The following is a 24,841-nucleotide window of genomic DNA, read 5'->3' as shown; positions in this document are numbered from 1 at the left end:
CCCCGCGGCGGGCGGGAGCTTTCCCCGCCCGCCGCGGGTTCCACCCCTGACTCGTCCTCACCGTCCCCGTCGCCGGAAGCTCGAGCCCTGATCACCCGCACCCAGGTCTTCCCAGCGCGCGGCCCGCCGCCGTGCGGCGATACCCCCTACCCACATCCCGGAGTTCCCCATGCTGCTCGCGGCCGCTCCCGCTGCCGAGACCCCACCCCACACCGGTGGTCTGCTCGCCCTCATCCACGGCACCGCCGGTCTGCTGACCGTCGCCGCCCTCGGCATCGCCCTTCTGCTCTACCTGATCATCAAGGTCCGGCTACAGCCCTTCGTGGCGCTGCTCGGCGTCTCCATCGCGGTCGGTCTGGCCGCCGGTCTCTCGGTCACCGAACTCTTCGGCACGGTCCAGAAGTCCGACGCCGTCTCGCTCATCGAATCCGGTATGGGCGGCATCCTCGGCCACATAGCCATCATCATCGGCCTGGGCACCATGCTCGGCGCGATCCTGGAGGTCTCCGGCGGCGCTGAGGCGCTCAGCGCCCGGCTGCTCGGCCTTTTCGGGGAGAAGCGGGCGCCGCTCGCGATGGGGCTCACCGGCCTGATCTTCGGCATACCCGTCTTCTTCGACGTCGGCATCTTCGTCCTCGCGCCGATCGTCTACGCGGCCGCCAAGCGCAGCGGCAAGTCGATCCTGCTGTACGCGATGCCGCTGCTCGCGGGCCTGTCCATGACCCACGCCTTCCTGCCGCCGCACCCCGGCCCGGTGGCCGCGGCCGGACTGCTCCACGTCGACCTGGGCTGGGTCATCCTGATGGGCATCGTCGTGGGCATCCCGTCGGTGCTGGCCGCGTGGGGCTACGCCGCCTGGATCGGCAAGCGCATCTTCGTGCCCGTACCGCAGGACATGGTCGAGGCGGCCGAGGAGTCCCGGGAGGCGGTCGCGGCCCAGCAGCGCGCCTCCGGCGCCACCCCGGCCGAGCAGCCGGTCCCGGTGGCCACGGTGCTCGCGATCATCGGCACCCCGCTCGTGCTGATCCTCTGCGCCACGTTCTCCTCCGTCGCGCTGGACCCGAGCACCGGCCGCTCGGTCATCGAGTTCTTCGGCCACCCCTTCGTGGCGCTGACGATCGCCCTGCTCCTCGCCTACTACCTGCTGGGCATCCGGCGCGGCTGGTCCCGCAAGTCCCTGGAGACCGTCTCCACCGCCTCCCTCAAGCCCGTGGGCAACATCCTCCTGGTGGTCGGCGCGGGCGGCGTCTTCGGCGCGGTCCTCAAGGGCAGCGGTGTCGCCCAGGCCCTGGCCGACGCCTTCGACAGCGCGGGCCTGCCGGTCATCGTGCTGGCCTGGCTGATCTCGGTGGTGCTCCGGGTGGCCCAGGGCTCGGCGACGGTCGCGATCGTCACGACGGCGGGCATCGTCACCCCGATGCTCTCCGGCGGCGACTACTCGCAGGCCCATCTGGCCCTGGTCATCATGTCCATCTCGGCGGGCTCCATCTTCGCCTCGCACGTCAACGACGGCGGCTTCTGGATGGTGGCGAAGTACTTCGGCATCACCGAGAGCGACACGCTGAAGTCCTGGACGGTCCTGGAGACGGTGCTGTCGGTGGCGGGGTTCGTGGTGGCGGCCCTGCTGAGCGTCGTCATCTAGCGCACGGCACCCGCATGACGACGGCCCCCGAATCCCGGCGGAAACCGCCGGGATTCGGGGGCCGTCGCTGCCAGCTCAATTCCGCTCCCTGCCCAGTTGGCATTCGCCGCAACATTCACCATTGCAACTCATTCATGGGAGCATCCAACTTTGATCAAATGATGGCAAAGAATGCTGGTTGAAACGGAGGACTCCCGCTCGGCGGCGACGTCGAGAATGCCACGTCGTTTCATGTTCCGCATACATTCAACTCTCCATCCCCATAAGCAGCATGATCAATCCATAGGGTCCTTGAGGCATTTGAAGGAAGGGACCCATGGAAGAACTCCGCGCAATCCGGGCTCGCGGTATCACGAAGGGCTTCGGTGATGTCGTCGCCCTGGACGGCATCGATCTCGATGTGGCACCGGGTCAGATTCACGGCCTGGTCGGACCGAACGGCGCCGGAAAAACGACGTTGCTCGGCCTTCTGCTGGGGCTCGCGGTGGCCGACAGCGGTCGCCTGGAGATCCTGGGTACACCGGTCGAGCGGGCACTCGACGCTCCCGACGGTGTCGCCGGCTTCGTGGACGGCCCCGCCCTCTACCCCTCGCTCACCCCACGGCGGAACCTCGCCGCGCTGGCCGCGCTCCGCGGCCACGACGCGCGCACGGCGGGGATCGACGACGTACTCGCCGAGGTCGGTCTCACCGACGTCGCCGACGACCGTACCCGCGGCTTCTCCCTGGGCATGCGCCAGCGGCTCGGGCTCGCCGCCGCCCTGCTGACCAGGCCCCGGCTGCTCGTGCTCGACGAACCGTCCAACGGCCTCGACCCGGCGGGCAAGAAGCATGTGCACGGTGTCCTCAGTCGGCTCGCGGCCGACGGAACCGCCGTCGTGCTCTCCAGCCACAACATGGACGACCTCGAGGCGCTGTGCTCCGAGGTGACCATCCTCGCCGCCGGACGCGTCGTCTTCTCCGGCCCGCTGACCAAGCTGGCCACCGAGAACCGTGAACTCGACTACCGGCTGCTCACCTCCGACTCGCGGGCCGCGCGCCGGCTGGCGGACGACGCGCCGGGTATCCAGGTCGTCGACGAAGCCGGGGTACGGCGGGACGCCGAACCGCTCGTCGTACGCGCCCTGGTGCCCGCCCTCGACCAATTCGTGGCGCGGCTCGTGGAGCGGGGCGTCGCGCTGCGCGAGCTCACTCCCGTGGTGTCGCCGCTCGAAGCCGCGTTTCTCGCCCTCACCGAACAGCAGGAGGCGGGCAGATGACCGCGACCCTCACCCAGAGCCGGGAACAGGAACCCGAGCAGATGACCGGGGGCCGTCGCGTCCCCGTCACCCGCGCCTGTCGCTTCGAGTTCGTCAAGCTCGTCTCCCAGTGGCGGATCCGCCTGCTGGTCCTCGCCTGCTGGATCGCTCCCGCCCTCTTCGTCGCCGGGGTGAGCCAGCAGAGCACGCTTCCCGTCGACACCCTCTTCGGGCGCTGGATGCTCGCCTCCGGGTGGGCCGGGCCGCTGGTGATGCTCGGGTTCGCGGGGACCTGGGCGCTCCCGCTGCTGACCTCGGTCGTGGCCGGTGATGTGTTCGCCTCCGAGGACCGGCTCGGCACCTGGCGCCATCTGCTCGTCGCGGTCCGCTCGCCCCGGCGGATCTTCATGGCGAAGGCGGTGGCCAGTCTCACCGTCCTGCTGCTGCTCGTGGCCGGGCTCGCGGTCTCCAGCACCGTCGGCGGCCTCCTCGTGGTCGGCAACCAGCCGCTGGTCGGTCTCGACGGCCATCTCCTGGCACCGTCGGACGCCGCCGTCCAGGTCCTGCTCTCCTGGGTCTGCGTCCTCGCCCCGACCCTGGCGCTCGCCGCACTCGGCTTCCTCGGGTCGGTCACGCTGGGACGGTCCCCGATGGGGTTGCTGGTGCCCGTGCTCGTCTCGCTCGCGATGGCGGTCGCCCAGATGCTGCCGCTTCCGGTGGCCGTGCGCGTCGCCCTGCCGAGCTACGCCCTCATCTCCTGGAACGGTCTGTTCACCAGCCCCCAGCAACTCGGCCCGCTGCTGATCGGCATCGTCGTCAGCCTCGTGTGGGCCGTGGTCGCGACGGCGCTGGCGTATGTGCTCTTCGTACGGCGCGACTTCACCAACCTGGCCCACGACGGTTCGGGCCGCCGCGCGATCACCGTCGGAGTCCTGCCGCTCGTCGGGGTGGCCGCCGCGTCGTTCGCGGTCGTCGCCGCGACGACCTCGGCGACGGGCTCCGGGATCGAGCAGGACAAGGTGCAGCGCTCGCTCGCCACGGCGTTCGCGCACCTGTACCGCATGCAGACCGACCAACTCAACCGACCCGCCGTCACCGAGGCCCAGTTGGAGGCCACGGCGTCGTGCAACAAGGGAAGCACCAGGGTCGCGGCGGAAGGTCCGGGCAACGACTGGCGCTGCGTCGTGACCTGGCATCTTCCCGGCGTCGAGGCCCCAGGACAGGCCATCTACCAACTCGACGTCACTCCGGACGGGCGGTTCATGGCCGATGGCGATGGACCGAAGGAAGTGAACGGCTACTTCCTGGTGCGGACCCCCGATGGGGACGCGCCGAACCCGCTGTGGCAGTTCGACGGCAACGTCGAACTGCTCGACACCACCCCGAAGGGATAACGCTCCATGCAGGTGACTCGCCGCCGCAAGCTCGTCGAGGAAGCTCGGATCAGCCTCATCAGCAGACGCATCGGCCGACGGATACCGCTGTTGACGGCGGGCACCACCGCTGTCGCCCTCGTGGCCGCCGGCACGGCGCTCGGGCAGACCCAGCAGTTCGGCACGGACCAGGTCGGTCAGGTCACCAAGGATGGCCAGGTCGTCTCCAGCAACCAGTACATCGCCCCGTACGGCGACCGTCTTGTCATCAACCAGGGCAAGATCATGTCGTCCTCGGTCAGCCCGGACGGCACGCACATGGCCGCCTCGGTCACCGACGGTGGCGCGGCCCTGGCCATCGTGGACCTGAAGAACTGGAAGACGCAACAGCTCGTCAGCAGTGCCGCGTCGTCGAACCCCCGCATCAGCGGCAACAACGTGGGCCAGGAAGGCCCGACGTACTCGCCCGACGGCAAGCAGCTGTGGCTGGGCCAGCCGGACGGCTACACCGTGTTCACCGTGAACGCGGACGGCGGCGTCTCCGGCCCGCGGACCGTCACCATCCCGGCGGACGGCTCCAAGCGTGCCCTGGTGGGCGCGGCCGTGTTCTCGGCCGATGGCAAGACCGTGTACTCCGCGGTCAACGGCCAGAACCGGGTCGTCGCCATCGACGCCGCGACCGGGACCATCAAGCAGAGCTGGAACGTGGGCAACGCCCCGCGTGGCATGGTCGTCGTCGGCGACAAGCTCTACGTGAGCAACGAGGGCGGTCGCCCGGCCAAGCCCGGCGAGCCCACGATCAACTCGTACGGTACGCAGGTACTCGCCGACCAGAAGACCGCCGCCACCACCAGCGGCACGGTCAGCGTCATCGACCTGGCGAACCAGGACGCCGCGGTCTCCAGCATCGAGGTCGGTCTGCACCCGACCGCCGTGTACGCCAAGCACGGCGTGGTGTTCGTCACCAACACGGCCGACAACAACGTGTCGGTCATCGACACGGCGAAGGACAAGGTCGTCCAGACCATCTCCACCCAGCCGTGGGCCAAGTCCCGGGTGGGCTACGAGCCCGACGCGGTGACCCTCACCGACGACGGCCACCTGCTGGTGACCCTCGGCCGTGCCAACGCCGTCGCCGTCTACAAGTACACCTCCGCGCAGGAGCCGGTCTCTTACGTCGGCCTGCTCCCCACCGACTACTTCCCCTCGGAGATCACCACCTCCGGCAACCAGGTGTACGTCTCCAACACCCGTGGCATCGACGCCCGCCGTAAGGCCACCGGCGGTCGCGGCACCCACGACACCACGTCGAGCGTGCAGCGGTTCACGCTGCCCGACGACAGCGTGATCAGGTCCTACACCGGCAAGGTCTTCAAGCAGAACGGCTGGAACGGCGAGTCGCTCAAGAAGTCCGACGGCACCCCGGCCAAGCCGGTGCCGGTCCCGGCCAAGCTCGGCGACCCCTCGACGATCAAGCACGTCTTCCTGCTCGTCAAGGAGAACCGGACCTACGACCAGGTCTTCGGTGACATCCCGGAGGGCAACGGTGACCCGTCGCTGACCGAGTTCGGCGAGAACGTCACGCCGAACCAGCACGCCCTGGCCAAGCAGTTCGGCCTGTACGACAACACGTACGACATCGGCACCAACTCCGCCGAGGGTCACAACTGGCTGATGCAGTCCGACAACCCGGAGTACACCGAGTCCTCCGCCGGTGAGTACACCCGCAGCTACGACACCGAGGACGACGCCCTCGGCCACCAGAAGACCGGCTTCATCTGGACCGGTGCGCAGGCGGCCGGCAAGTCCGTGCGGAACTTCGGTGAGTTCCAGCAGTTCCTGACCAAGCCGTCGGGCGCCAGCTGGCAGAACCTGTACTGCGACACCAAGAACATGGCGGCGACCGGTCAGGACACCGCCTACCCGCTGAACTCGAGCTCGCCGATCCCGTCGCTCAACGACGTGTCGGTGCACGGCTTCCCGAAGTTCGACACCAGCGTCCCGGACGTCTACCGGGCACAGATCTGGAAGAAGGACTTCGAGAAGAACGGACCGGCGAACCTGAACATGTTCTGGCTCTCCAGCGACCACACCGGTGGCCCGGTGAGCCCTGCCTCCCAGGTCGCGGACAACGACCTCGCCGTGGGCCAGATCGTCGACAAGATCTCGCACAGCAAGTACTGGAAGGACTCGGCGATCTTCGTCGTCGAGGACGACTCCCAGGCGGGTCTCGACCACGTCGACGGCCACCGTGCCCCGGTCCAGGTCATCAGCCCCTGGGCCAAGCACGGCGCGGTGGACAGCCACTACTACTCGCAGATCAACATGATGCGGACCATCGAGCAGATCCTCGGGATCCAGCCGATGAACCAGAAGGACACCGCGGCCACCCCGATGACCTCGGCGTTCACCCAGCGCCCGGACTTCACGCCGTTCAAGGCGCTGCCCAACCGGACCTCGCTGACCGACGGTGTGAAGACCGCGCCGTCCTGTGGTCTGGACACCCCCGCGGCGCAGAGCCCGAAGGCGGCGGCCGTGCCGTCGGCCTCGGTGCCGGCGGACATGAAGAACGTCGCCGCCGAGTGGGACCAGTGGAAGTCGAAGCAGCGGCTGACCGGTCCCAACGCCGTTCCGGACTACGCTCCCCCCGCCCAGATGAACCACCTCACGTGGTACGAGACGCACAACTGGGCGAAGCCGTACCCGGGTGAGAAGAAGATCTACGCTCCGAGGGACGTGCCGGGCGCCTATATCCCGTCGGCGGAGAACGACGGCTGACGCACACGCTCACGCTCCGGGTGGCCCCTGGCCGGCATCATCGCCGGTCGGGGGCCGTGATTTTCGGATCAGGTGGTGGGGAACTCCCCGCGCTTGACGCCGGAGACGAACGCCGACCACGCGGACGGCTCGAATACGAGCGCAGGGCCGTCGGGGTTCTTGCTGTCGCGGACGGGGACGTCGGCGTGCCCCCGGGCTATTTCGACGCAGTCGCCGTTGCTGCCTCCGCTGTGGCTGGACTTGAACCACCCCGTGAGTGCGGAGGCATTGCGGGTGGTGTGCTTACCGCTGACCATGTTCGTGTTCCTCTGCTATGGCCCTGATCAGGGCCGAGCGGCTGTGTGAGGCGCTGCGCGACATGTTGCGGGTCGCCGAGAGCAGGGGTGCCCGCCTGCCCTCGTGCGGCGATGACCATAGCGGCTGACAACGGCGCTGAGGACGACCGCCCTCGGGGCGGTCGTCCTCAGCGCCGTACGGCCTGGCCCAGGCGTTGGCCTAGGCGCAGTACTGCGATTCCTTGCCGATGGACCGGTACATGCAGTCCGCGTTCTCCACGAGTTGGAGCACCGCGTCGCGGTTGCGGCCGGTCTCGCGGTCGATGACCTCGTCGGGCGGGTAGAAGCCGCCGGCGCCGGAGGAGGTCGGGTACATCTCGAAGGTGTAGGCGAAGATCTTCTGGGTGCCCCACAGGTAGTCGTCGATCGCGCCGTCCGTGATGTACAGCTCGCTCGACTGCTCGGGGGTGTAGCCGTTGCTCGCCGCCATCTTCTTGCCGACCGCGGCGAAGGCGTCGTAGTCGTCCCGCGTCATGCCGGTGGTGGTTTCGTCGTACGTCCAGCCGAAGGGCCACAGCACCAGTTCGCTGTAGGTGTGGAAGTCGATCGCGGCCTTGATCTGCTGCTTGCCGCCCACGACCCGGCTGCGGGCGAAGTCGGCGACGACCTTCACCTCGGGGGCGGAGGCGGCGCGGGGGCCGCGGTAGGTCTCGGAGCTGGGCGAGCCGGAGGAGCCGCCGCAGCAGCCCCACTTGAAGTCCCAGTTGCGGTTGAGGTCGGTGCCCACGGACGACGAGCCGGAGTTGGGCTGGCGGTTCTTGCGCCAGCTGCGGTAGGAGCCGGTGGCGATGTCGTACTCGCCGCCGTCCGGGTTCACATCCGGGACGATCCAGATCTCCCGGCCGTTGACCGCGTTGGTGATCCGGGAGTCGCTGCCGTACCCCTCGGTGAACTGGCGCACCAGATAGAGCGCCATCTCCACCGTAAGGTGCTCACGGGCGTGCTGATGGGCGGTGAAGAGGACCTCGGGCTCGCTCTCGTCCGTGGCCACGTTGTCGCTGATCTTGAGGGCGACGATGTCGCGGCCCTCGTACGACTTTCCGATGACGCGCTTGCTGAGGATGGACGGATACTTGGCCACCGCCGCGTTGATCTCGGCGTTCGCTTCGGCGTAGTTGTGATACTTCGCATCGGCCGACGGGAAGTCGAACGGCTTGGCCGATCTGCCCTCGGCGCGGTCGGGCGGGCCCTGGAGCGCGGTGAGCCGGTAGCCGAGCGCACGCAGCCGCTTGGCCTGCGCCGGGTCGGCGGTGACGACCAGGGAGCGGGCGTCCACCTCGTCGATGGACACCCCGGTGGCGGCGACCGCGGAGCGGTCGGCCTTGGTGGCGGGGCCGGAGACCTCGTACTGCCGCACGTCCTGGTCGGCGGCGGCCCGGTCGGTGGTTGGGGCGGTGCGCTCGGTGCCGGGCCGTGGGCTGGGATCGTCGGCCTGAGCTGCCATGGGTGCGGCGAGTGCGAGGGTGAGCAAGGCGGTGAGGGCGGTGGCCCGTCTACCGCTGATGCGACGTCGCATGACATCTCCTGGGGGGTTAAGGGCGAGCGGCTGCTGCGCCAGTGTTCGGCCATGCGCATGACATGCACAAGGGTGGGAAATGGTCGAAGCCGAAGGAATCTCTCATCGAGGGAAGGAACCCTCCGCATGAACAGATCTCTCGTCGGTGCGCTCTCGGCCCTGTTACTGGGCGGCGCGACCCTCGTCGGCGTGGGCGCGGCGCCCGCGACGGCCGCGTCCCCCGCCAAGGCCCCGAAGGCGGTCGACTTCACCGGCACGGTGGCGCTCAGCAACTGCTCCGGCTCCGTCGTCCGCACGCCGGGCTCGGCCGACAGCGACCCCGCGCTCGTCCTCTCCAACGGCCACTGCCTGGAGAGCGGCTTCCCCGGCGCGGGAGAGGTGATCGTCGACCAGCCGTCCAGCCGGAGCTTCACCCTGCTGACCGCCTCGGGCGGCCGGGCCGGCACCGTCCGGGCGAGCAAGGTCGCGTACGCGACGATGACCGACACCGACATCTCGCTGTACCAGCTGACGTCCACGTACGCCCAGATCCAGTCGTCGTACGGCATCAAGGCGCTACAGCTGTCGGACAGCCACCCGACCCAGGGCTCCGCCATCAATGTGGTCTCCGGTTACTGGAAGAAGATCTACTCCTGCAATATCGACGGATTTGCATATCGCCTTAAGGAGGGGGACTGGACCTGGAAGGACTCGGTCCGCTACACCTCCGCCTGTAACACGATCGGCGGAACGTCGGGCTCTCCCGTCGTCGACCCGGCGTCCCGCAAGGTCGTGGCCGTCAACAACACGGGCAACGAGGACGGCGGTCGCTGCACCCTCAACAACCCGTGCGAGGTGGACGAGAACGGCACGGTGACGGTGCGCCAGGGCATCAACTACGCCCAGGAGACCTACCCCATCACCAAGTGCGTGACCACCGGCAACAAGATCGACCTCAGCCTGGCGGGCTGTGTGCTGCCCAAGCCCTAGCGAACACCTGTACGCCGGTGCGCCCCGCCTGCCATGGGCGGGGCGCACCGGCGTACGTCGAACTGTCGTTCGCACTCCGAGGGTCTACGGGCGCTGCCGCCTACAGCCCGTGGACGTGCGGGCCGACCGCCTTCGACCAGGCGTTCCCGCTGGCCGCGTCCCAGTTGGTGGACCAGGTCATCGCGCCACGGATGCCGGGGTAGGTCTTGGACGGCTTGAAGGAGCCGCAGCCGGAGCCCTTGGCGAGGCAGTCGAGGGCGTCGTTGACGACGCCCGGCTCGACATAGCCGGAGCCGGCGCCGCTGGTGGAGGCGGGCACGCCGATGCCCACCTGGGACGGGTCGAGGCCGTTCTCGAGCTGGATGCAGGCGAGCGAGGTGAGGAAGTCGACCGAGCCCTGTGAGTAGACCTTGCCGTCACAGCCCTGCATCGAGCCGCTGTTGTAGTACTGCATGTTGACCACCGTCAGGAAGTCCTTGATCCCCAGGGCGGTCTTGAAGTACTCGGTGGACGCCGACTGCATGTCGATCGTCTGCGGCGCCATGGTGACCACGACATCGCTCTTCTTGTCGTGGACGGCCTTGAGGGCCTTGGTCATATAGGTGGAGTTGACGCCGTTCTCAAGGTCGATGTCGACGCCGTTGAAGCCGTACTTGTCCATCAGGCCGGTGATGGAGGAGGCGAAGGCGTCGGCCGAGGCGTCGTCGCTGACCGAGATGGTGCCCTTTTCGCCGCCGACGGAGATGATCACGGACTTCCCGGCCGCCTGCTTGGCCTTGATGTCGTCCTTGAACTGCTGCTCGTCGCTGTAGCCGGTGGCGGGGTCGAGCTTGAAGTCGACCGCTCCCGGGGCGCCGGTGGCGTCCGCGAAGGCCACGGCGATGATGTCGTAGTCGTCCGGGACGTCCGAGAGCTTCTGCTTCGTCGCGCCGTTGTCGAAATTTTGCCAGTAGCCGGTGACGGCGTGCTCGGGGACGGCGGCGGCCTTGTGCTGCCCGGCGTCCGGGTGGTCCTCGGACGCGTTGGCCGAACCGGCGGATATCAGCCCTCCTGCGGCGAGGGCGACGACTGCGGCGGCTCCGAGCAGCCGCTTGGTGAACTGTGCGCGTACCACGACAGCCTCCGTACGTGGGGGGATGTGGGGGAGGTGGTGCCAGTGCGCGTTCAGGGGCCCCTGTGGCGTGCGTATAAGGTGGTCCAGACCAATAGCGTTGTCAAGCCCGCGCGATGTCTTCCCCGGCCGTGAGGGTGAAAAATGCGGATGAGGGGGCCAAGAGCGGTTGCGCTCCCGGCCCCCTTGGTCTCTCCCCGCGAAAGGGGCCGCGTCGCGTCCCCCCGAAAGGGGCCCGCGTGACGCTACGGCAGACCGTGCACCTTGGGGCCCACCGCGTTCGACCACGCGTTGCCCGCCGTCGCGTCCCAGTTGGTGGACCAGGTCATCGCGCCGCGCAGACCCGGGTAGGTACGGGACGGTTTGAAGGAGCCGCAGTTCGTGCCGCGGGCCAGACAGTCCAGGGCGTTGTTCACGATCGTCGGGGAGACATAGCCGCTGCCCGCGCCGCGCGTCGAGGCGGGCAGGCCAAGGCCGACCTGGGACGGTGAGAGCCCGCCCTCCAGTTGGATGCAGGCGAGGGCGGTGAGGAAGTCGACCGAGCCCTGTGAGTAGACCTTGCCGTCACAGCCCAGCATGGAACCGCTGTTGTAGTACTGCATATTGACCACCGTCAGGATGTCCTTGATGTTGAGCGCCGTCTGGAAGTAGGCGTTGGACGTGGACTGCATGTCGATGGTCTGCGGGGCCATGGTGATCACCAGGCCCGATCCGGCCTTCGCCGACAGGGAGCGCAGCGCCTGGGTCATATAGGTGGCGTTGAGGCCGTTCTCCAGGTCGATGTCGACGCCGTTGAAGCCGTACTCGCGCATCAGGGCGTAGACGGAGTTGGCGAAGTTGTTCGCGGAGCTGGAGTCATTGATCGAGACCGTGCCGTTCTGGCCGCCGATGGAGATCACGACGGACTTCCCGGCCGCCTGCTTGGCCTTGATGTCGTCCTTGAACTGCTGCTCGCTGCCGTAGCCGACGGCGGGGTCGAGGGTGAAGTCGACCGCTCCGGGGGTGCCGGTGGCGTCCGCGAAGGCCACCGCGATGATGTCGTACTGGTCCTGGACCTCGCGCAGCTTCTGCACGGCCGCGCCGTTGTTGAAGTTCTGCCAGTAGCCGGTGACCGCGTGCTTGGGCACGGCGCCGCCGCCCCCGCCGCCTCCGGCCGAGGTGGTGCCCGTGACGGCGGCCGACCTGGGCGACTCGCCCGCCGCGTTGGTGGCGGTGACCTGGAACTGGTACGAGGTGGACGGCGCCAGCCCGGTCACGGTCGCGGAAGTCCCGCCGACCGACCGCACCTTGGAGCCGTCGCGGTAGACGTTGTAGCCGGTCGCGCCGGTGACCGGGGACCAGGACAGATCGATGGAGGACGAGGTGACGGCGCCGGTCTTCAGCCCGCTCGGCGCGCCCGGCACCGGGTCGCCGGGGTCGCCGCCGGGGCCGGACAGGCTGATGTCGTCGGCGTAGTAGGCGGGCTGGCCGTACCAGCCGTGGGTGTAGACGGTCACCGAGGTGGTGCCGGGGCCGGTGGTGAAGCTGGTGCTGAGCTGCTGCCAGCCGGTCGCGGAGGGCGTCCAGGTCGAGACGTCGGTGGTGCCGGTGCCGCTCGCGCCGAGGTACACATAGCTGCCCTGGACCCAGGCGCCGAGGGTGTACGAGGAGTTGGGCTTGACGGCCACGGTCTGGGCGCAGCGGGCGTTGTCCGAGCCCGCCGGGGTGGCCTTGAGGGCGGCCGAGCCGCTGTGGACGGGGCTCGCGACGGTGGTGCCGCTCCCGGCCGAGCAGGTCCAGCCGCTGAGGCCGGACTCGAAGCCGGGGTTCTGGGCGAGGTTGGCGGCCGCGGCGGTGCCCTCGGTGGCGCGCGAGGTGGCGCCCGAGGTGGCGCCCGAGGCGGTGCCGCCGAGGGCGACAAGACCGGTGGCGCCCAGGGCGATGGTGGCGAACGCGCTGGTCAACCGGGCGAACCGGCGTCTGAGTCGGGTGGGGCGGGGGTGTGGGGCACGGTCCATGACTGCCTCCGTGGGGGAATCCATGGGAAAGCCGGCGTGAAGGAGGAGATTGCGGACGGTGGCCACCGTATGAACGTAAAGTGGTCCAGACCAATGCCCTTGTCAAGGGGATGCGCGCACTGAAGGATCGGGCCTGGAGTGCGTAACCCAGAGGAACTGTTCTCTCACGCCGTTTTCGTGGATAAAGTGACGACGCACCAGGACAGGGGCAGTAAGAGACAGGGGCAGTAACGACCTGCGGCCGCCGCCGCTCGGCGCCGATGTGAGACGGGGTAGCCGACGTGCCCACCGCGATAGCAGTCACCGGCCGCGAGCTGGTGCTTCCGCCGCCCGACGGGCAGACCCCGTCGGCCGTAGTGCTCCGCCCGCCGGACGCACAGTCACTCGACGACGCCCTCGCCGAGGTCGGGACCCTCCTTGACCAGCAGGGCTATCTCGTCGTGCTCTACCCCGCCGCGACCCCCGCGGCCGTGGTCCGCAGGCTCCACACCGTGCGCTCCGTCCTGGAGAGCGACCGGATGGCGCTGCTGCCGCTGCAACTGCCCCCGCTGGCCGTCGCCGTATTAGCCCGTCAGCTGCGCCAGCTGTCCATATCCGACTTCAGCCCCGGCGTGCTGGCGTGCGCCGCCCGGCTGCTCTCCCACTACATCCACGCGGGCGCCCTGCTGGGCAGCGTCGCCAAGCTGGACCGGGTCCCGGTCAGCCTCACCTCGCACGTCAAGTCCTGGGTGCCCGGTGCCCACTTCGGGGTGCTCGCCCACCCCACCCCGCACCTGGTCAAGGTCGGCGGCGGGACCGAGCTGCCCGCCCCCGGGTACGCCACCGCCATGACGATCGCCCGGGGCCAGCTCAGCAGCCACGGCTACGGGGGCGGCGGCGCGGGCCACGACGACTGGATCACCGGCGCCCTCGCCCCCGCCTGGGGCGTACGCGGCGTGGAAGAAGTGCCGCTGCCCGCCGAGTCGGCGCGCTGGTGGGGCACCCCGAAGCTGATCGAGTTCGCCGCGGCCATCCCCGACCTCTCGGTCCTCTACCAGCTCGTGGCCTCCGTACGGAGAGAGGAATGCCACTGGTGCGGCTTCGAACTCATCGGCGACCGCTGCGCCTTCTGCTCCTGCCCGGTGGCCCGCGGCGATGAGATCTCCGCACTGCTCACGTCCCAACGTCCCGCCCTGACCAGCCGGTAACGTCCCCGAACGAGGTTGTGCGACCCATGAATTCACGCCAGCGCCGCGGAGTCATCCTGCTGCTCCTGTCGGTCCTGTGCGCCGTCGGCGCCTTCGCCGGAGTCCTCTCCGTCGTCAACGACGTGGAGTCGAAGGTCGGCCCCGAGACCACGGCCTACAAGCTCACCTCGGACGTCAAGCCGTACAAGGCGCTGGAGGCGGGGGAGTTCGAGAAGGTCTCGATGCCCAAGCGCTATGTGCCCTCCACCGCCGTCACCGATCTCGACGAGCTACGCGGGAAGATCGCGGTGACCCAGCTGACCAAGGGGTCGCTGCTCCAGCGCGACATGATCGCGAACCGGCCCGCCCTGAAGCCCGGACAGCAGGAGATCGCGATCATGGTCGACGCGGCCACCGGTGTCGCGGGCAAGATCACCCCGGGGGCGCGGGTCAACATCTACGCCACCTTCGAAGGCGACACCCAGGGCGAGAAGCCGGTCTCCAAGCTGATCGTCGCGGGCGCCGAGGTGCTCGACCTCGGCAAGATCGCCGCGCTGGAGCCCGACCAGGACGACAAGCGGCGGATCGACGAGGCCGTGCCGATCACCTTCGCGCTCGACACCAGGAACGCCCAGCGCGTCGCGTACGCCGAGTCGTTCGCCTCGCATGTGCGGCTCGCGCTGGTCGCGCCCGGCGGGGGCCCCTCCATAGACCCCGACGACCGCACCTACACCCTCGACGGCGACAAATGAGTGAGGAGGTGCCGCGGTGACGATCAGAATTCTGCCGGCGGTCGGCGACCCCGACGCCGCCCACTCCCTCAGCGGGTTGCTCGGCCAGCTGCCCGGTGTCGAACCGTCGGCGCCGGTGGGCGACTCGACCCTGCTGCTCGACACCCTCGCCTCGCTGGCCGCCGCCTCCCTGGAGGAGCTGCCTGAGGTCGTCCTCGTCCATGAGCGCATCGGCCCGGCCCCGGCGCTGGAGCTGATCCGCGAGATCGCGCTGCGCTTCCCGGCGGTGGGCGTGGTGCTGGTGACCGCCGACGCCGGGCCCGCGCTGTACTCGGCCGCCATGGACGCCGGGGCCCGCGGCATCGCAGGGATACCGCTCGCGTACGAGGAGCTGGTCGCCCGCGTGCAGGGCGCCGCCCAGTGGGCCACGGGCGTGCGGCGCCATCTCGGGGGCGGTGGCGATCCGTATCCCGCGGGACCCGGCGGCAAACTGGTCGCGGTCGCGGGCGCCAAGGGCGGGGTGGGCACCACCGTGACCGCGGTACAACTCGCGCTCGCCGCGCGGGCCGCGGGCCGTAAGGTCGCGCTGGTCGACATGGACCTCCAGTCCGGGGACATCGCCTCGTACCTCGACGTCCAGTTCCGGCGCTCGATCGCCGATCTGGCGCAGATCACCGACATCTCGCCGCGGGTGCTCCAGGACGCGGTGTTCACCCATCAGACCGGGCTCGGGCTGCTGCTCGCGCCGGGCGAGGGCGAACGCGGCGAGGAGGTGACCGACGGCACCGCCCGGCAGGTCATCGGCGCGCTGCGGTCGCGCTTCGAGGTCGTGATCGTCGACTGCGGTACGCAGATGACCTCCGCGGGCGCCGCCGCCGTGGAGCTCGCGGACATCGCGCTGCTGGTGACCACCCCGGACGTGGTCGCGGTGCGCGCCGCCAAGCGCATGGTCCGGCTGTGGGACCGGCTCCAGATCCGCAAGGCGGAGGAGACGGTGACCGTGGTCAACCGGCACACCCGCAGCGCGGAGATCCAGCCGCAGCTGGTCCAGCGGGCCACCGGCACGACGGTGGCGCGCACGGCGATCCCGGCCGGCTTCAAGGAGCTCCAGCCCGCCGTCGACTCGGGCCGGATGCACGACCTGGACGCCAAGTCGGCCGTCAAGCAGGCGCTGTGGGGGCTGGCCGGTGAGCTGGGCCTGGTGGAGGCGGCACCCCCGGGCGGCGGCCGCCGCGCCGGCCACCGGGGCGGCCACTCGGCCGGAGGCGGCGGCGAGCGCGCCCTGCCGGGGCTGCGGCGGCGCCACGCCATCGAGGCGGGCGGCGACCCCGCGCAGGGCAGCGTGGGCGACGGCACCGACGCGCTGAACGAGATCGCCCCGCCCTCCACCAGGGGCTTCCTGCGCAAGCGGGGCGGCGGCGACCGCGGCCAGGTGACGGTCGAGTTCCTCGGCGTCCTGCCGCTGGCCCTGATCGTGCTCGCGGTCATCTGGCAGCTGGTCCTGGTGGGCTACACGTACTCGCTGGCGGGCAACTCCGCCGACAAGGGCGCCCGCGCTGGCGCCGCCAAGGGCGCGGGCGCCTGCCAGGACGCGGCCGCGAAGGACATCCCCGGCTCCTGGACCGCCGACATCGACTGCGGCGGCGGCGACGGCACGGTCTACAAGGCCACCGTCAAGCTCCACGTCCCGATCCTCTTCCCGGGCGCCGCCGACTTCCCCTGGACGGTCACGGGCACGGCGGGCGCGGCGGACGAGACCGACCTGGCGGGCGGAGGAGAGTGAGATGACCCGTCACCACCCTCCCCTCTCCGGACGCCCCGCGACGGCGCCCCGCCGTCGTGCCCGCCCGGGGGCGGCCACGCCGCCGGCCGCCGTGCCCGCGGCGCCGGGCGGCGGCGCTGCCACCGCGGCGGCCGTTGCGCGGCGTCTCGGGGCGGTTGGTTGGTGGCGGGGGCGCGGGGCGGCCGGTCGTGCGTCGCCGCTTCGCGCCGTCGCGGCGCGGCAGGGCGGGGCGACGGCCCGGCGGGGGGACCTCCCCTCGCCCGCCACCTCGCGGCCCGGGGAGCAGGGCTCGCCATCGGTGGGACTTCGCGGCGCGGCGGAGGCCGACCGGCGGTGCGGCCGACTGGCGGCGGGGCCGGCCCGGGTGGGTCGACGGCCCGGTGCGGCGCGTCGGCGGCGGGCCGATACCGGGTCGGCGTCCCTCGAGTTCCTCGGTTTTCTGCCGGTCCTCATCCTCGTCGCGCTCGCCGCCGTACAGCTCGGCATCGCCGCGTACGCCGCGCAGCAGGCCGGGACCGCGGCGCGGGCGGCGGCGCGGACGGCGTCGCTGGACGAGCCGCGGACCAGCCCGCAGGCCGCCGGGAAGGCGGCGATCAGCGGGTGGCTGGCCGATGGGGCGAGCATCGGCAGCGGGGGCTGCGGGGGCGGGGAGGCGCAGGCCACCGCGACCGTGGAGATCCCCTCCGTCATCCCCGGCTTTGACTTCGGCAGCGCCGAGAAGAGCGCCACCATGCCCTGCGACGACGGAGACGGCGGTACGGGCGAGCTGGCGTCGGCCGCGTTGGGAGGCGAACGATGAGCCTGCGGGCCCGTATCACCGCGCCCGAGGGGCCTGGCGAGGGCAGCGGGCGCCAGGACGGGCACCTCGTCTCCGCCTACCGCGCCAAGCTGCTGGAGGAGATCGACCTCGCCGAGATGTCGTCGCTCTCCACCGCCGAGCGCCGCTCCCGGCTGGAGCGGGTGCTCGGCCACATCATCAGCCGCGAGGGCCCGGTGCTGTCCACCAGCGAGCGCTCCCAGCTGATCCGCCGGGTGGTGGACGAGGCGCTGGGCCTCGGGGTGCTCGAACCGCTCCTCGAGGACGCCTCCATCACCGAGATCATGGTCAACGGCCCGGACCAGATCTTCGTGGAGCGCGCCGGCCGGGTCGAGCTGGTCCCCGTCCGCTTCGCCTCCGAAGAGCAGCTGATGCAGACCATCGAGCGCATCGTCTCCACGGTCAACCGCCGCGTGGACGAGTCGAATCCGATGGTCGATGCCCGGCTCCCCTCCGGTGAGCGCGTCAACGTGATCATCCCGCCACTCGCCCTCACCGGCGCCACGCTCACCATCCGCCGCTTCCCCCGCGCCTACACCCTCCATGAGCTGATCGGCATGGGCACGCTGGACGAGCAGATGCTGATGCTGCTCGCGGCGCTGGTGCGGGCCAAGTTCAACGTCGTGGTCTCCGGCCCCACCGGATCCGGCAAGACCACGCTGCTCAACGCCCTCTCCGGGCTGATCCCCGACGGGGAGCGCATCATCACCGTCGAGGACGCCGCCGAACTCCAGCTCCAGCAGACCCATGTCATCCGGCTGGAGTCCCGGCCGCCCAACGTCGAGGGCAAGGGCCGGATCACCATCCGCGACCTGGTCCGCAACTCCCTCCGGATGCGCCCCGACCGCATCATCGTCGGCGAGGTGCGCGGCGGTGAGACCCTCGACATGCTCCAGGCCATGTCCACCGGTCATGACGGTTCGCTGGCCACCGTCCACGCCAACAGCGCCGAGGACGCGCTGATGCGGCTCCAGACACTCGCCTCCATGTCGGACGTGGCGATCCCCTACGAGGCGCTGCGGGACCAGATCAACAGCGCCGTGGACTGCATCGTCCAGCTCGTCCGGCACGCCGACGGCTCGCGGCGGATCAGCGAGATCGCGCTGCTCGACAGCCATGGCCACGAGGCGTACCGCATCGCCACCGTCTGCCGCTTCGACGCCCAGCCGATGGGCGCGGACCGGGTGGTGCACGGGCGGTTCGGCTACTTCCCGCTGCCCGAGCGGGTCGCCGAGCGGCTGCGCATGGCCGGCGAATCGGTGCCGCCCGCCTTCGGCGTGGCCGCCTTCCCGGCGCAGCTGGCCACCCGCGCGGCCGGATACGACCCGTACGACCGGCCCCCGTTCGGCCGGCCCCCACAGGACCGACCCCCGTTCGACCCCAGGGACCGGAGGTAGCAGGGCCCATGGACCATCTCGCGACGGCCGCCCTCGGCGCGACGCTGGTGTGCGGCGCGCTGGGCGTCGTGGGCGTGCACACCTACGTCCGCGGCAAGGAGCAGCAGCGTGCCCTGATCGACCGGCTGTCGGAGACGGGACCGCTGCCGGGCACCGTCCGCGCGCGCCGCTTCTCGGGCGTCGACCGGCGGCTGCGCACCACCTCCCTGGGCCGGAAGCTGGAGCTGCGGCTGGCGGCCACGGGCCTGGAGATCACCCCGGGGGAGTTCTTCGTCTATACGGCGGGGGCGGCGGCCGGGCTGTGGCTGATCGCGGCGTCCTTCCTCGCGGCGTTCTTCGGCCCGATAGCGGCGGTGGTGGCCGTGTGGGGGTCCTTCGCGTTCCTCAACTGGCAGCGCCAGAAGCGGATAGAGCGCTTCATCAACCAACTGCCCGAGCTGTCGCGGATCCTGGCCAACGCCACCCAGGCCGGGCTGGCGCTGCGCACCGCGCTCGGCATGGCGGCGGACGAGATGGAGGCACCGGCGGGCGAGGAACTGGCCAAGGTCGCGGCCAAGCTGGCCGTCGGCCACTCGATCGACGACGCGCTGGAGGAGCTGGCCGAGCGGCTGCCGTCCCGGGAGCTGGTGGTGCTGGTCACCACGCTGGTGCTGTCCAACCGCGCGGGCGGGACCGTGGTCAGCTCGCTGCGCAACCTCACCCAGACGCTGGAGGAGCGCAAGGAGACCCGGCGGGAGGTGCGCACCCAGCTCTCGCAGGTGACCGTCACCGCCTATGTCGTACCGCTGCTGGGGATCGGGACACTGCTGCTGATGAACCGGATCTCGGCCGGCTCGCTGGACCGGATGACCTCGTCCTTCTGGGGGCAGGCGGCGGTGGTCGTGGCCTTCTGCCTGTACGGGATCGGCTTCTTCCTCATCCGCCGCATGTCCAAGATCGACGTCTGAGACCGTCCGAGACCGACCTACGAGCGAATCCAGGTAGAGGGGACTTAGGGGAGATGGCACTGCTGCTGGCGCTGGCGGCCGGTCTCGCGGTGGCGGGCATCGCCTACGGCATCGCGCTGTACCGCAGCGAGGCCAAGCTGCCGAGCGATCTGGCGGTGGCCCTGGAGGTCGGCTCCAGCCGGACGACCGTGGTCGGCTCGGCCGTCGACCGGCTGGGCATGCGCTACGCCCCGCTGGTGCTGCGGCTGATGGGCGAGAAGCGGGTGGCCCGGGTCCGCCGCCGGATCGATCTGGCGGGCAACCCGGGCGGTCTGACGGTGGATCGCTACGCGGCCCGGCGGGCGGTCTACGGGGCGCTCGGCTTCGTCGGGGCGCTGGTGATGCTGCTCAAGGGGCAAGTCCTGCTGGCGCTGCTGCTGGTGGCGTTCGGGCTGTTCTGGATCGAGGTGGGCATCTGGGCGGCGGTGCGCGAACGCAAGGACGCGATCGAGCGGACGTTGCCGGACTTTCTGGACGTTCTGGCCGTCGTGGTGAGCGCCGGTTTGAGCTTCCGTCAGGCCCTGGACCGGGTCGCCGAGAAGTATGAGGGCCCCTGGGCGGATGAACTTCGCATCACACTTCGGCAAATGGACATGGGAGTCAGCCGCCGTCAGGCGTTCGAGGAACTACGTAAACGTAATGACTCAGAACAGGTCGCACAGTTCGTCACCGCCCTTCAGCAGGGCGAGGAACTGGGCGCTCCGATTGTCGAAACGTTGATCGCCATTGCGAATGACATGCGCCGCACGGACGCACAGAACGCCCGGCGGCGCGCGGCCCGCGCGGTGCCGAAGGCGACCATGGTCATCACGACCTTCATGGTGCCCGGAACCATGGTGTTGCTCGTCGCGGGGTTCTTCATCGGCTCGGGCACCGACTTCGGCTCGGTGACCGGGGACTGACGGTCTCGTTTAGGTGAAGCTCCTTCGCGGTTGCAATTGAATGTGGGACAGTCGTCGACGGAGAACTCCTCGGTGCGGGAGGGGGTGAGACGGATGCGCGGTCGGGGTTGGTCGTCACGTCCACGGTTCGAACGTGGTGAACGGGGAAGGCAATGCTTCCTAGGGCACTGTTCCGAGACGGCTGTTTCGGCGTACTTTGCTCGTGTCGCGAGCGACACCACGGGGGTTGAGTCGCCGGACCACAGAGGGACGGCAGCCCATGGAGGGGAACACAATGGGGAAGCGCGTCATGCGGAACGATCGGGGACAGACCTCGATCGAATACCTGGGCATCATCGCCGTGGTGGTGGCCATCGTGCTGGTCCTGTCGACCACGGACTTCGGCAGCATGATCGCAAACGCCATCTCCGACAAGATCTCACAGGTCGTCGGCATCTGACCGGTCCCGTGACAGCGCGCCGAGATCTCAGGAGCGACGCGGGGCAGGCATTTCCGATCTACATCACGGCGGTGGCGGGCCTGCTCTTCCTGGCGCTCGCCCTCTTCGCCGTCGGCCAGGCCGGAGCCACCCGCAACGGCGGACAGACCGCCGCCGACGCGGCGGCCCTCGCGGCCGCCCAGGACTACCGCGACCAGCTGCGCAAGGGGTTCCTGGAGGCGATCGCGGGCGGCAGCGCATGGGACGACCTGCTGGACGGACGGGGACTGGGCGGCACCAACGCCTGTGACCAGGCGCAGTGGTTCGCCGACCAGAACGGGGCGGATGTGACCGACTGCCGCGGACCCGACTTCCTGCCGACGTCCTTCACCGTCACCGTGAAGACGCACAAGCCCGTGGGCAAGACCGTCATCCCCGGCACGGAGAGCAAGTACGGGGAGGCGTCGGCCAAGGCGGTCGTCACCCCGCGCTGCACGGCCGAGCCGCCCGCCCCGCCGACCGAGCGGCCCGACGACGACGGCAAGGGCGACGGCGGCGGCAAGGATGACGACGGTAAGGACGACGGCAAGGGCGGGGACGGCGGTAAGGACGACGGCAAGGACGACAAGCCGCCCATCGACCTCCTCTGTGACGGAACCGACCTGACCATCGACCCGACGCGTCTCGATCTCTTCCCCGACGCCAAGGACCTCTTCTCCGTGCACCTGGCCGACTGACGGCCGACTGACGAGCGAACGAAGAGCAGAAGAGCAAAGGACAGCGAGCGATGAGCATTCGGCACACGACGAAGGCCCGGAGGGGGGCCGCCGCGACGGCGCTCGCCGCGGCCCTGGCCCTCGCCGTGGCCGGGTGCGGCAACGGCGACGGCGACAAGAAGCCCGACGACGCCGCGGACCGGACGTCGACCGCGGGCAAGGACGACGGCGACGAGCAGGAGCCCGCGGCGGACTCCTCCAAGACCATCGGCGAGATGAAGGGGCCCGGCGGGGTCGTCGTCACCCTGCACTCCGCGGTGCGCGACGACGGCGGGTTCGTGACCGTCAACGCCACCGTCACCAACCACGGCAGCCGGCTCTTCAACGCGATCGACTGGCGCTCGAAGGAGACCGAGGTGAAGTCCCTCTCGTCCGTCTCCGGGGCGTCCCTGGTCGACGAGAAGGGCAAGAAGCGCTATCTCGTCCTGAGGGACACCGACGGCCAGTGTCTGTGCACCACGGGGCTCTCCGGGATCAAGCCCAATGAGAGCCGCCCGCTGTTCGCTCAGTTCCCGGCCCCACCGAAGAGCGTCAAAGAAATCGACTTCCAGATCCCGACCATGCCGTCCGTCAGCATCACCCTCTCCGGGTGAGCCGCGCCATGACACCGCAGACGACGGCCCGCCCCGCGCGCCGCGGCCCCGTGCTGGCCGCACTGGCCTCCACCGCGCTCCTGGTCACCCTCACCGCCCCGGCGCCGCCCGCCCACGCGGACAGCGGCCCCGGCGCGCCCGCCGACACCACCCCGCCGGTCAAGATCGACGCCAAGGACTCCGATCTGAAGATGCCCGAGGGCGCCAAGCTGGCGCCCGGCCGGGTCCTGGACATCAAGTCCGTGGTCGAGACGGACGACGGCGACGAGCGGCGGGAGGACACCAACGCCAAGGTGAAGTTCGCCCTCCAGGCCGAGGTGCTCTTCGGCAAGGACAGCGCCAAGCTGGGCGGCGACGCGCGGGCCCGGATCAAGGAGATCGCCTCCGAGGCCGAGCGGCAGAACGCCAAAAGCGTCCGCGTCTTCGGCTTCACCGACGACCTGGGCTCCGCGGGCCACGGCATCGTGCTGTCCAAGCAACGGGCCAACGCGGTGCAGCAGGCGCTCGCCGAGGACCTGAACCCTTCCGTCAACTACGAGATCCGGGGCTACGGCGAGCAGTACCCGATCGCGGACAACGCGACCGAGGAGGGCCGCAAGCGCAACCGCCGGGTCGAGGTCAGCTTCCCCAGGACCGGCTGAGCTTCGGCCGACCTGCGGGGTGCCCGGCGGGTCTTTCCCCTCCCCGCCCCTTCCCGAAACCGGGGCTGTGCCCCGGGCCCCGGGGCGGGGCTCTGCCCCAGGCCCCGGACCGGGCTTCGCCCCTTCCCGCGGCATCGATATGCGGCTCCGCCGCGCGGTGGGGCTCCGCCCCCGCACCCGGGGTACAGGGGCGAAGCCCCTGGTATCGGGAAGGGGCGGGGAGGGGAGCGGCCCGCCGCAGGCGTCACGACGCGTCGGCCACCTCCCCGAACCGGCCGAGCGTGGCCGCGGCGCACGATGCCGCATCATGGGTGTGTTGATCGCACCCTTCGCCGGAGTTTGTTCTGAGTACCGCCGTCGCCGAGACCCTTGCCGTAACTCTGCTCCTCGGCGCACTGGCTTTCGCGGTGGTACGGCCCCGGGGCCTGCCGGAAGCGGTCGCGGCCGTACCCGCCGCCGGGATCGTGGTGGCCATCGGGGCGGTCGCGCCCGCCCGGGCCTGGGCGGAGACCCGGGAGCTGCTGCCCGTCGTGGGCTTTCTGGCCGCCGTACTGCTGCTGGCCCGGATGTGCGCGGACGAGGGGCTCTTCGAGGCGGCGGGGCAGGCCGTGGCGCGGGCCTGCGCGGGCCGTACGGACCGGCTCCTGGGCGGGGTGTTCGCCGTGGCGGCCGCCGTCACCGCCGTACTGAGCCTGGACGCCACCGTGGTGCTGCTCACGCCGGTGGTGTTCGCCACGGCGGCCCGGCTCGGGGCGCGGTCCCGGCCGCATGTGTACGCCTGTGCCCATCTGTCGAACTCGGCGTCCCTGCTCCTCCCGGTCTCCAACCTCACCAATCTGCTCGCCCTGGAGGCCGGTGGGGTCTCCTTCACCCGGTTCGCCGTGCTGATGGGGCCCGCCTGGCTGGTGACCATCGGCATCGAGTACCTGGTCTTCCGCCGCTTCTTCGCCGACGACCTGGCCGCCGGGACGAGCGAGCCCCCGCCCGCCGACTGGCCCCGGGTACCGGTGTTCGCGGTGACCGTGCTGCTGCTGACCCTCGCCGGGTTCGTGGGGACCTCGCTGGCGGGCCTGGATCCCCAGTGGGCGGCCTGGGCGGGCGCACTCGTGCTCACCGTAAGGGCGCTGCGGCGCCGCCGGGCGACCGTAAGGGAGGCGATCGGCGCGACCGGGCCGCTGTTCTGCCTGTTCGTGCTGGCGCTCGGAGTGGTGGTCCAGGCCGTGCTGGCGGGCGGCCTCCAGGATGCGCTGGGCCAGGTGCTGCCCACCGGGGCGAGCCTGCCCGCGCTGCTGGGGATCGCGGCGGTCGCTGCGGTGCTGGCCAACCTGATCAACAACCTGCCCGCCGTGCTGGCGCTGCTGCCGATCGCCTCCGGGGGCGGCCCCGGACCCGTGCTCGCCGTGCTGATCGGCGTCAACCTGGGCCCCAACCTCACCTATGTCGGCTCCCTGGCCACCCTGCTGTGGCGGCGCATAGTCCACCGCCACGAGCCGGAGACCGGCTCCGACCTGGGGGTGTTCACCCGCCTGGGGCTGCTGACCGCACCGGCGACCGTGGTGGCCGCGACGGCGGCGATGTGGGCGATGCTGAGGGTCACCGGAAGCTGAGGCTCACCGAAAGCCGGAAGCTGAGGCTCTGCGAAAGCCGAAGGGCCGCTGCCGCGACGGTTCGTC

The 24,841-nt window shown here is 70.3% G+C and carries 21 protein-coding genes; 17 read left to right on the top strand and 4 right to left on the bottom strand.

The annotated features are described in order from the left end of the window. The first annotated feature begins 169 nt into the window (after nt 1-169). The 4 genes from ACMTAK_RS19800 (at nt 170) to ACMTAK_RS19785 (ending at nt 7,030) form a co-directional block, all read left to right on the top strand. On the top strand, nt 170-1,642 hold the full coding sequence (locus ACMTAK_RS19800) for a GntP family permease (protein WP_413807452.1): 1,473 nt from the start codon (nt 170-172) through the stop codon (nt 1,640-1,642). A 316-nt stretch (nt 1,643-1,958) separates the two neighbouring features. After that, nucleotides 1,959-2,900: an ABC transporter ATP-binding protein gene (locus tag ACMTAK_RS19795; RefSeq protein WP_413807451.1), complete on the top strand. Its 942-nt coding sequence runs from the start codon at nt 1,959-1,961 to the stop codon at nt 2,898-2,900. Beyond that, nucleotides 2,897-4,273 (top strand): ABC transporter permease, encoded by a 1,377-nt coding sequence (locus ACMTAK_RS19790; protein WP_413807450.1) that lies wholly within the window; start codon nt 2,897-2,899, stop codon nt 4,271-4,273. Before ACMTAK_RS19795 ends, ACMTAK_RS19790 begins: the two co-directional genes overlap by 4 nt. Nucleotides 4,274-4,279: 6 nt before the next feature. Further along, the gene (locus ACMTAK_RS19785) at nt 4,280-7,030 is read left to right on the top strand and encodes a bifunctional YncE family protein/alkaline phosphatase family protein (protein ID WP_413807449.1); all 2,751 of its coding nucleotides are present in this window, start codon (nt 4,280-4,282) and stop codon (nt 7,028-7,030) included. Nucleotides 7,031-7,098: 68 nt separating this feature from the next. On the opposite strand, the gene ACMTAK_RS19780 is transcribed toward ACMTAK_RS19785, so the two are convergent. Next, nucleotides 7,099-7,326: a DUF397 domain-containing protein gene (locus ACMTAK_RS19780; RefSeq protein ID WP_413807448.1), complete on the bottom strand. Its 228-nt coding sequence runs from the start codon at nt 7,324-7,326 to the stop codon at nt 7,099-7,101. Nucleotides 7,327-7,525: 199 nt separating this feature from the next. Continuing rightward, entirely contained in the window at nt 7,526-8,881 is a 1,356-nt protein-coding gene (locus ACMTAK_RS19775; protein WP_413807447.1) for a M14 family metallopeptidase, read from the bottom strand. Between the two features lie 126 nt (nt 8,882-9,007). On the opposite strand from ACMTAK_RS19775, the gene ACMTAK_RS19770 reads away from it, so the two are divergent. After that, nucleotides 9,008-9,850: a S1 family peptidase gene (locus ACMTAK_RS19770; protein ID WP_413807446.1), complete on the top strand. Its 843-nt coding sequence runs from the start codon at nt 9,008-9,010 to the stop codon at nt 9,848-9,850. 100 nt (nt 9,851-9,950) lie between these two features. Here the strand turns inward: ACMTAK_RS19770 and ACMTAK_RS19765 are convergent, their stop codons facing one another. Both ACMTAK_RS19765 and ACMTAK_RS19760 read right to left on the bottom strand, forming a co-directional pair. After that, nucleotides 9,951-10,964 (bottom strand): chitinase, encoded by a 1,014-nt coding sequence (locus ACMTAK_RS19765; protein ID WP_413807445.1) that lies wholly within the window; start codon nt 10,962-10,964, stop codon nt 9,951-9,953. Between the two features lie 242 nt (nt 10,965-11,206). Beyond that, entirely contained in the window at nt 11,207-12,958 is a 1,752-nt protein-coding gene (locus ACMTAK_RS19760) for a chitinase (RefSeq protein WP_413807444.1), read from the bottom strand. A gap of 281 nt (nt 12,959-13,239) precedes the next feature. Here ACMTAK_RS19760 and ACMTAK_RS19755 point away from each other — a divergent pair, with 281 nt between their 5' ends. From ACMTAK_RS19755 to ACMTAK_RS19700, 12 genes are all read left to right on the top strand, one after another. After that, entirely contained in the window at nt 13,240-14,145 is a 906-nt protein-coding gene (locus tag ACMTAK_RS19755) for a hypothetical protein (protein WP_413807443.1), read from the top strand. A gap of 26 nt (nt 14,146-14,171) precedes the next feature. Continuing rightward, nucleotides 14,172-14,876, top strand: a complete 705-nt coding sequence (cpaB, locus tag ACMTAK_RS19750) for a Flp pilus assembly protein CpaB (protein ID WP_413807442.1) — start codon at nt 14,172-14,174, stop codon at nt 14,874-14,876. 16 nt (nt 14,877-14,892) lie between these two features. Further along, nucleotides 14,893-16,638, top strand: coding sequence for an AAA family ATPase (locus ACMTAK_RS19745; protein ID WP_413807441.1), 1,746 nt, complete (start codon nt 14,893-14,895; stop codon nt 16,636-16,638). 1 nt (nt 16,639) lies between these two features. After that, nucleotides 16,640-17,437 carry a TadE/TadG family type IV pilus assembly protein gene (locus ACMTAK_RS19740; protein WP_413807440.1) on the top strand — a complete coding sequence of 266 codons (798 nt, stop codon included), beginning with the start codon at nt 16,640-16,642 and terminating at the stop codon, nt 17,435-17,437. Next, a complete protein-coding gene (locus tag ACMTAK_RS19735; RefSeq protein WP_413807439.1) occupies nt 17,434-18,852 on the top strand; it encodes a CpaF family protein in 1,419 nt (472 codons plus the stop codon). The genes ACMTAK_RS19740 and ACMTAK_RS19735 overlap by 4 nt, the downstream gene beginning before the upstream one ends. A gap of 8 nt (nt 18,853-18,860) precedes the next feature. Next, nucleotides 18,861-19,799: a type II secretion system F family protein gene (locus tag ACMTAK_RS19730; protein WP_413807438.1), complete on the top strand. Its 939-nt coding sequence runs from the start codon at nt 18,861-18,863 to the stop codon at nt 19,797-19,799. Between the two features lie 53 nt (nt 19,800-19,852). Next, nucleotides 19,853-20,740, top strand: a complete 888-nt coding sequence (locus ACMTAK_RS19725) for a DUF5936 domain-containing protein (protein WP_046089983.1) — start codon at nt 19,853-19,855, stop codon at nt 20,738-20,740. Between the two features lie 289 nt (nt 20,741-21,029). Next, entirely contained in the window at nt 21,030-21,179 is a 150-nt protein-coding gene (locus tag ACMTAK_RS19720) for a hypothetical protein (protein WP_162496074.1), read from the top strand. Between the two features lie 8 nt (nt 21,180-21,187). Next, a complete protein-coding gene (locus tag ACMTAK_RS19715) occupies nt 21,188-21,895 on the top strand; it encodes a pilus assembly protein TadG-related protein (protein ID WP_413807437.1) in 708 nt (235 codons plus the stop codon). Nucleotides 21,896-21,945: 50 nt separating this feature from the next. Next, nucleotides 21,946-22,527 carry a hypothetical protein gene (locus ACMTAK_RS19710; RefSeq protein ID WP_413807436.1) on the top strand — a complete coding sequence of 194 codons (582 nt, stop codon included), beginning with the start codon at nt 21,946-21,948 and terminating at the stop codon, nt 22,525-22,527. Nucleotides 22,528-22,535: 8 nt separating this feature from the next. Beyond that, nucleotides 22,536-23,168 carry an OmpA family protein gene (locus tag ACMTAK_RS19705; protein ID WP_413807435.1) on the top strand — a complete coding sequence of 211 codons (633 nt, stop codon included), beginning with the start codon at nt 22,536-22,538 and terminating at the stop codon, nt 23,166-23,168. 344 nt (nt 23,169-23,512) lie between these two features. Beyond that, nucleotides 23,513-24,775: an SLC13 family permease gene (locus tag ACMTAK_RS19700; protein WP_413812939.1), complete on the top strand. Its 1,263-nt coding sequence runs from the start codon at nt 23,513-23,515 to the stop codon at nt 24,773-24,775. The last annotated feature ends 66 nt before the right edge of the window (nt 24,776-24,841 follow it).

Source organism: Streptomyces lacaronensis (assembly GCF_047337785.1).
Lineage (GTDB): Bacteria > Actinomycetota > Actinomycetes > Streptomycetales > Streptomycetaceae > Streptomyces > Streptomyces lycopersici.
The sequence above is the reverse complement of the archived record's forward strand: the minus strand, read 5'-3'. Positions and strand labels throughout refer to the sequence as shown.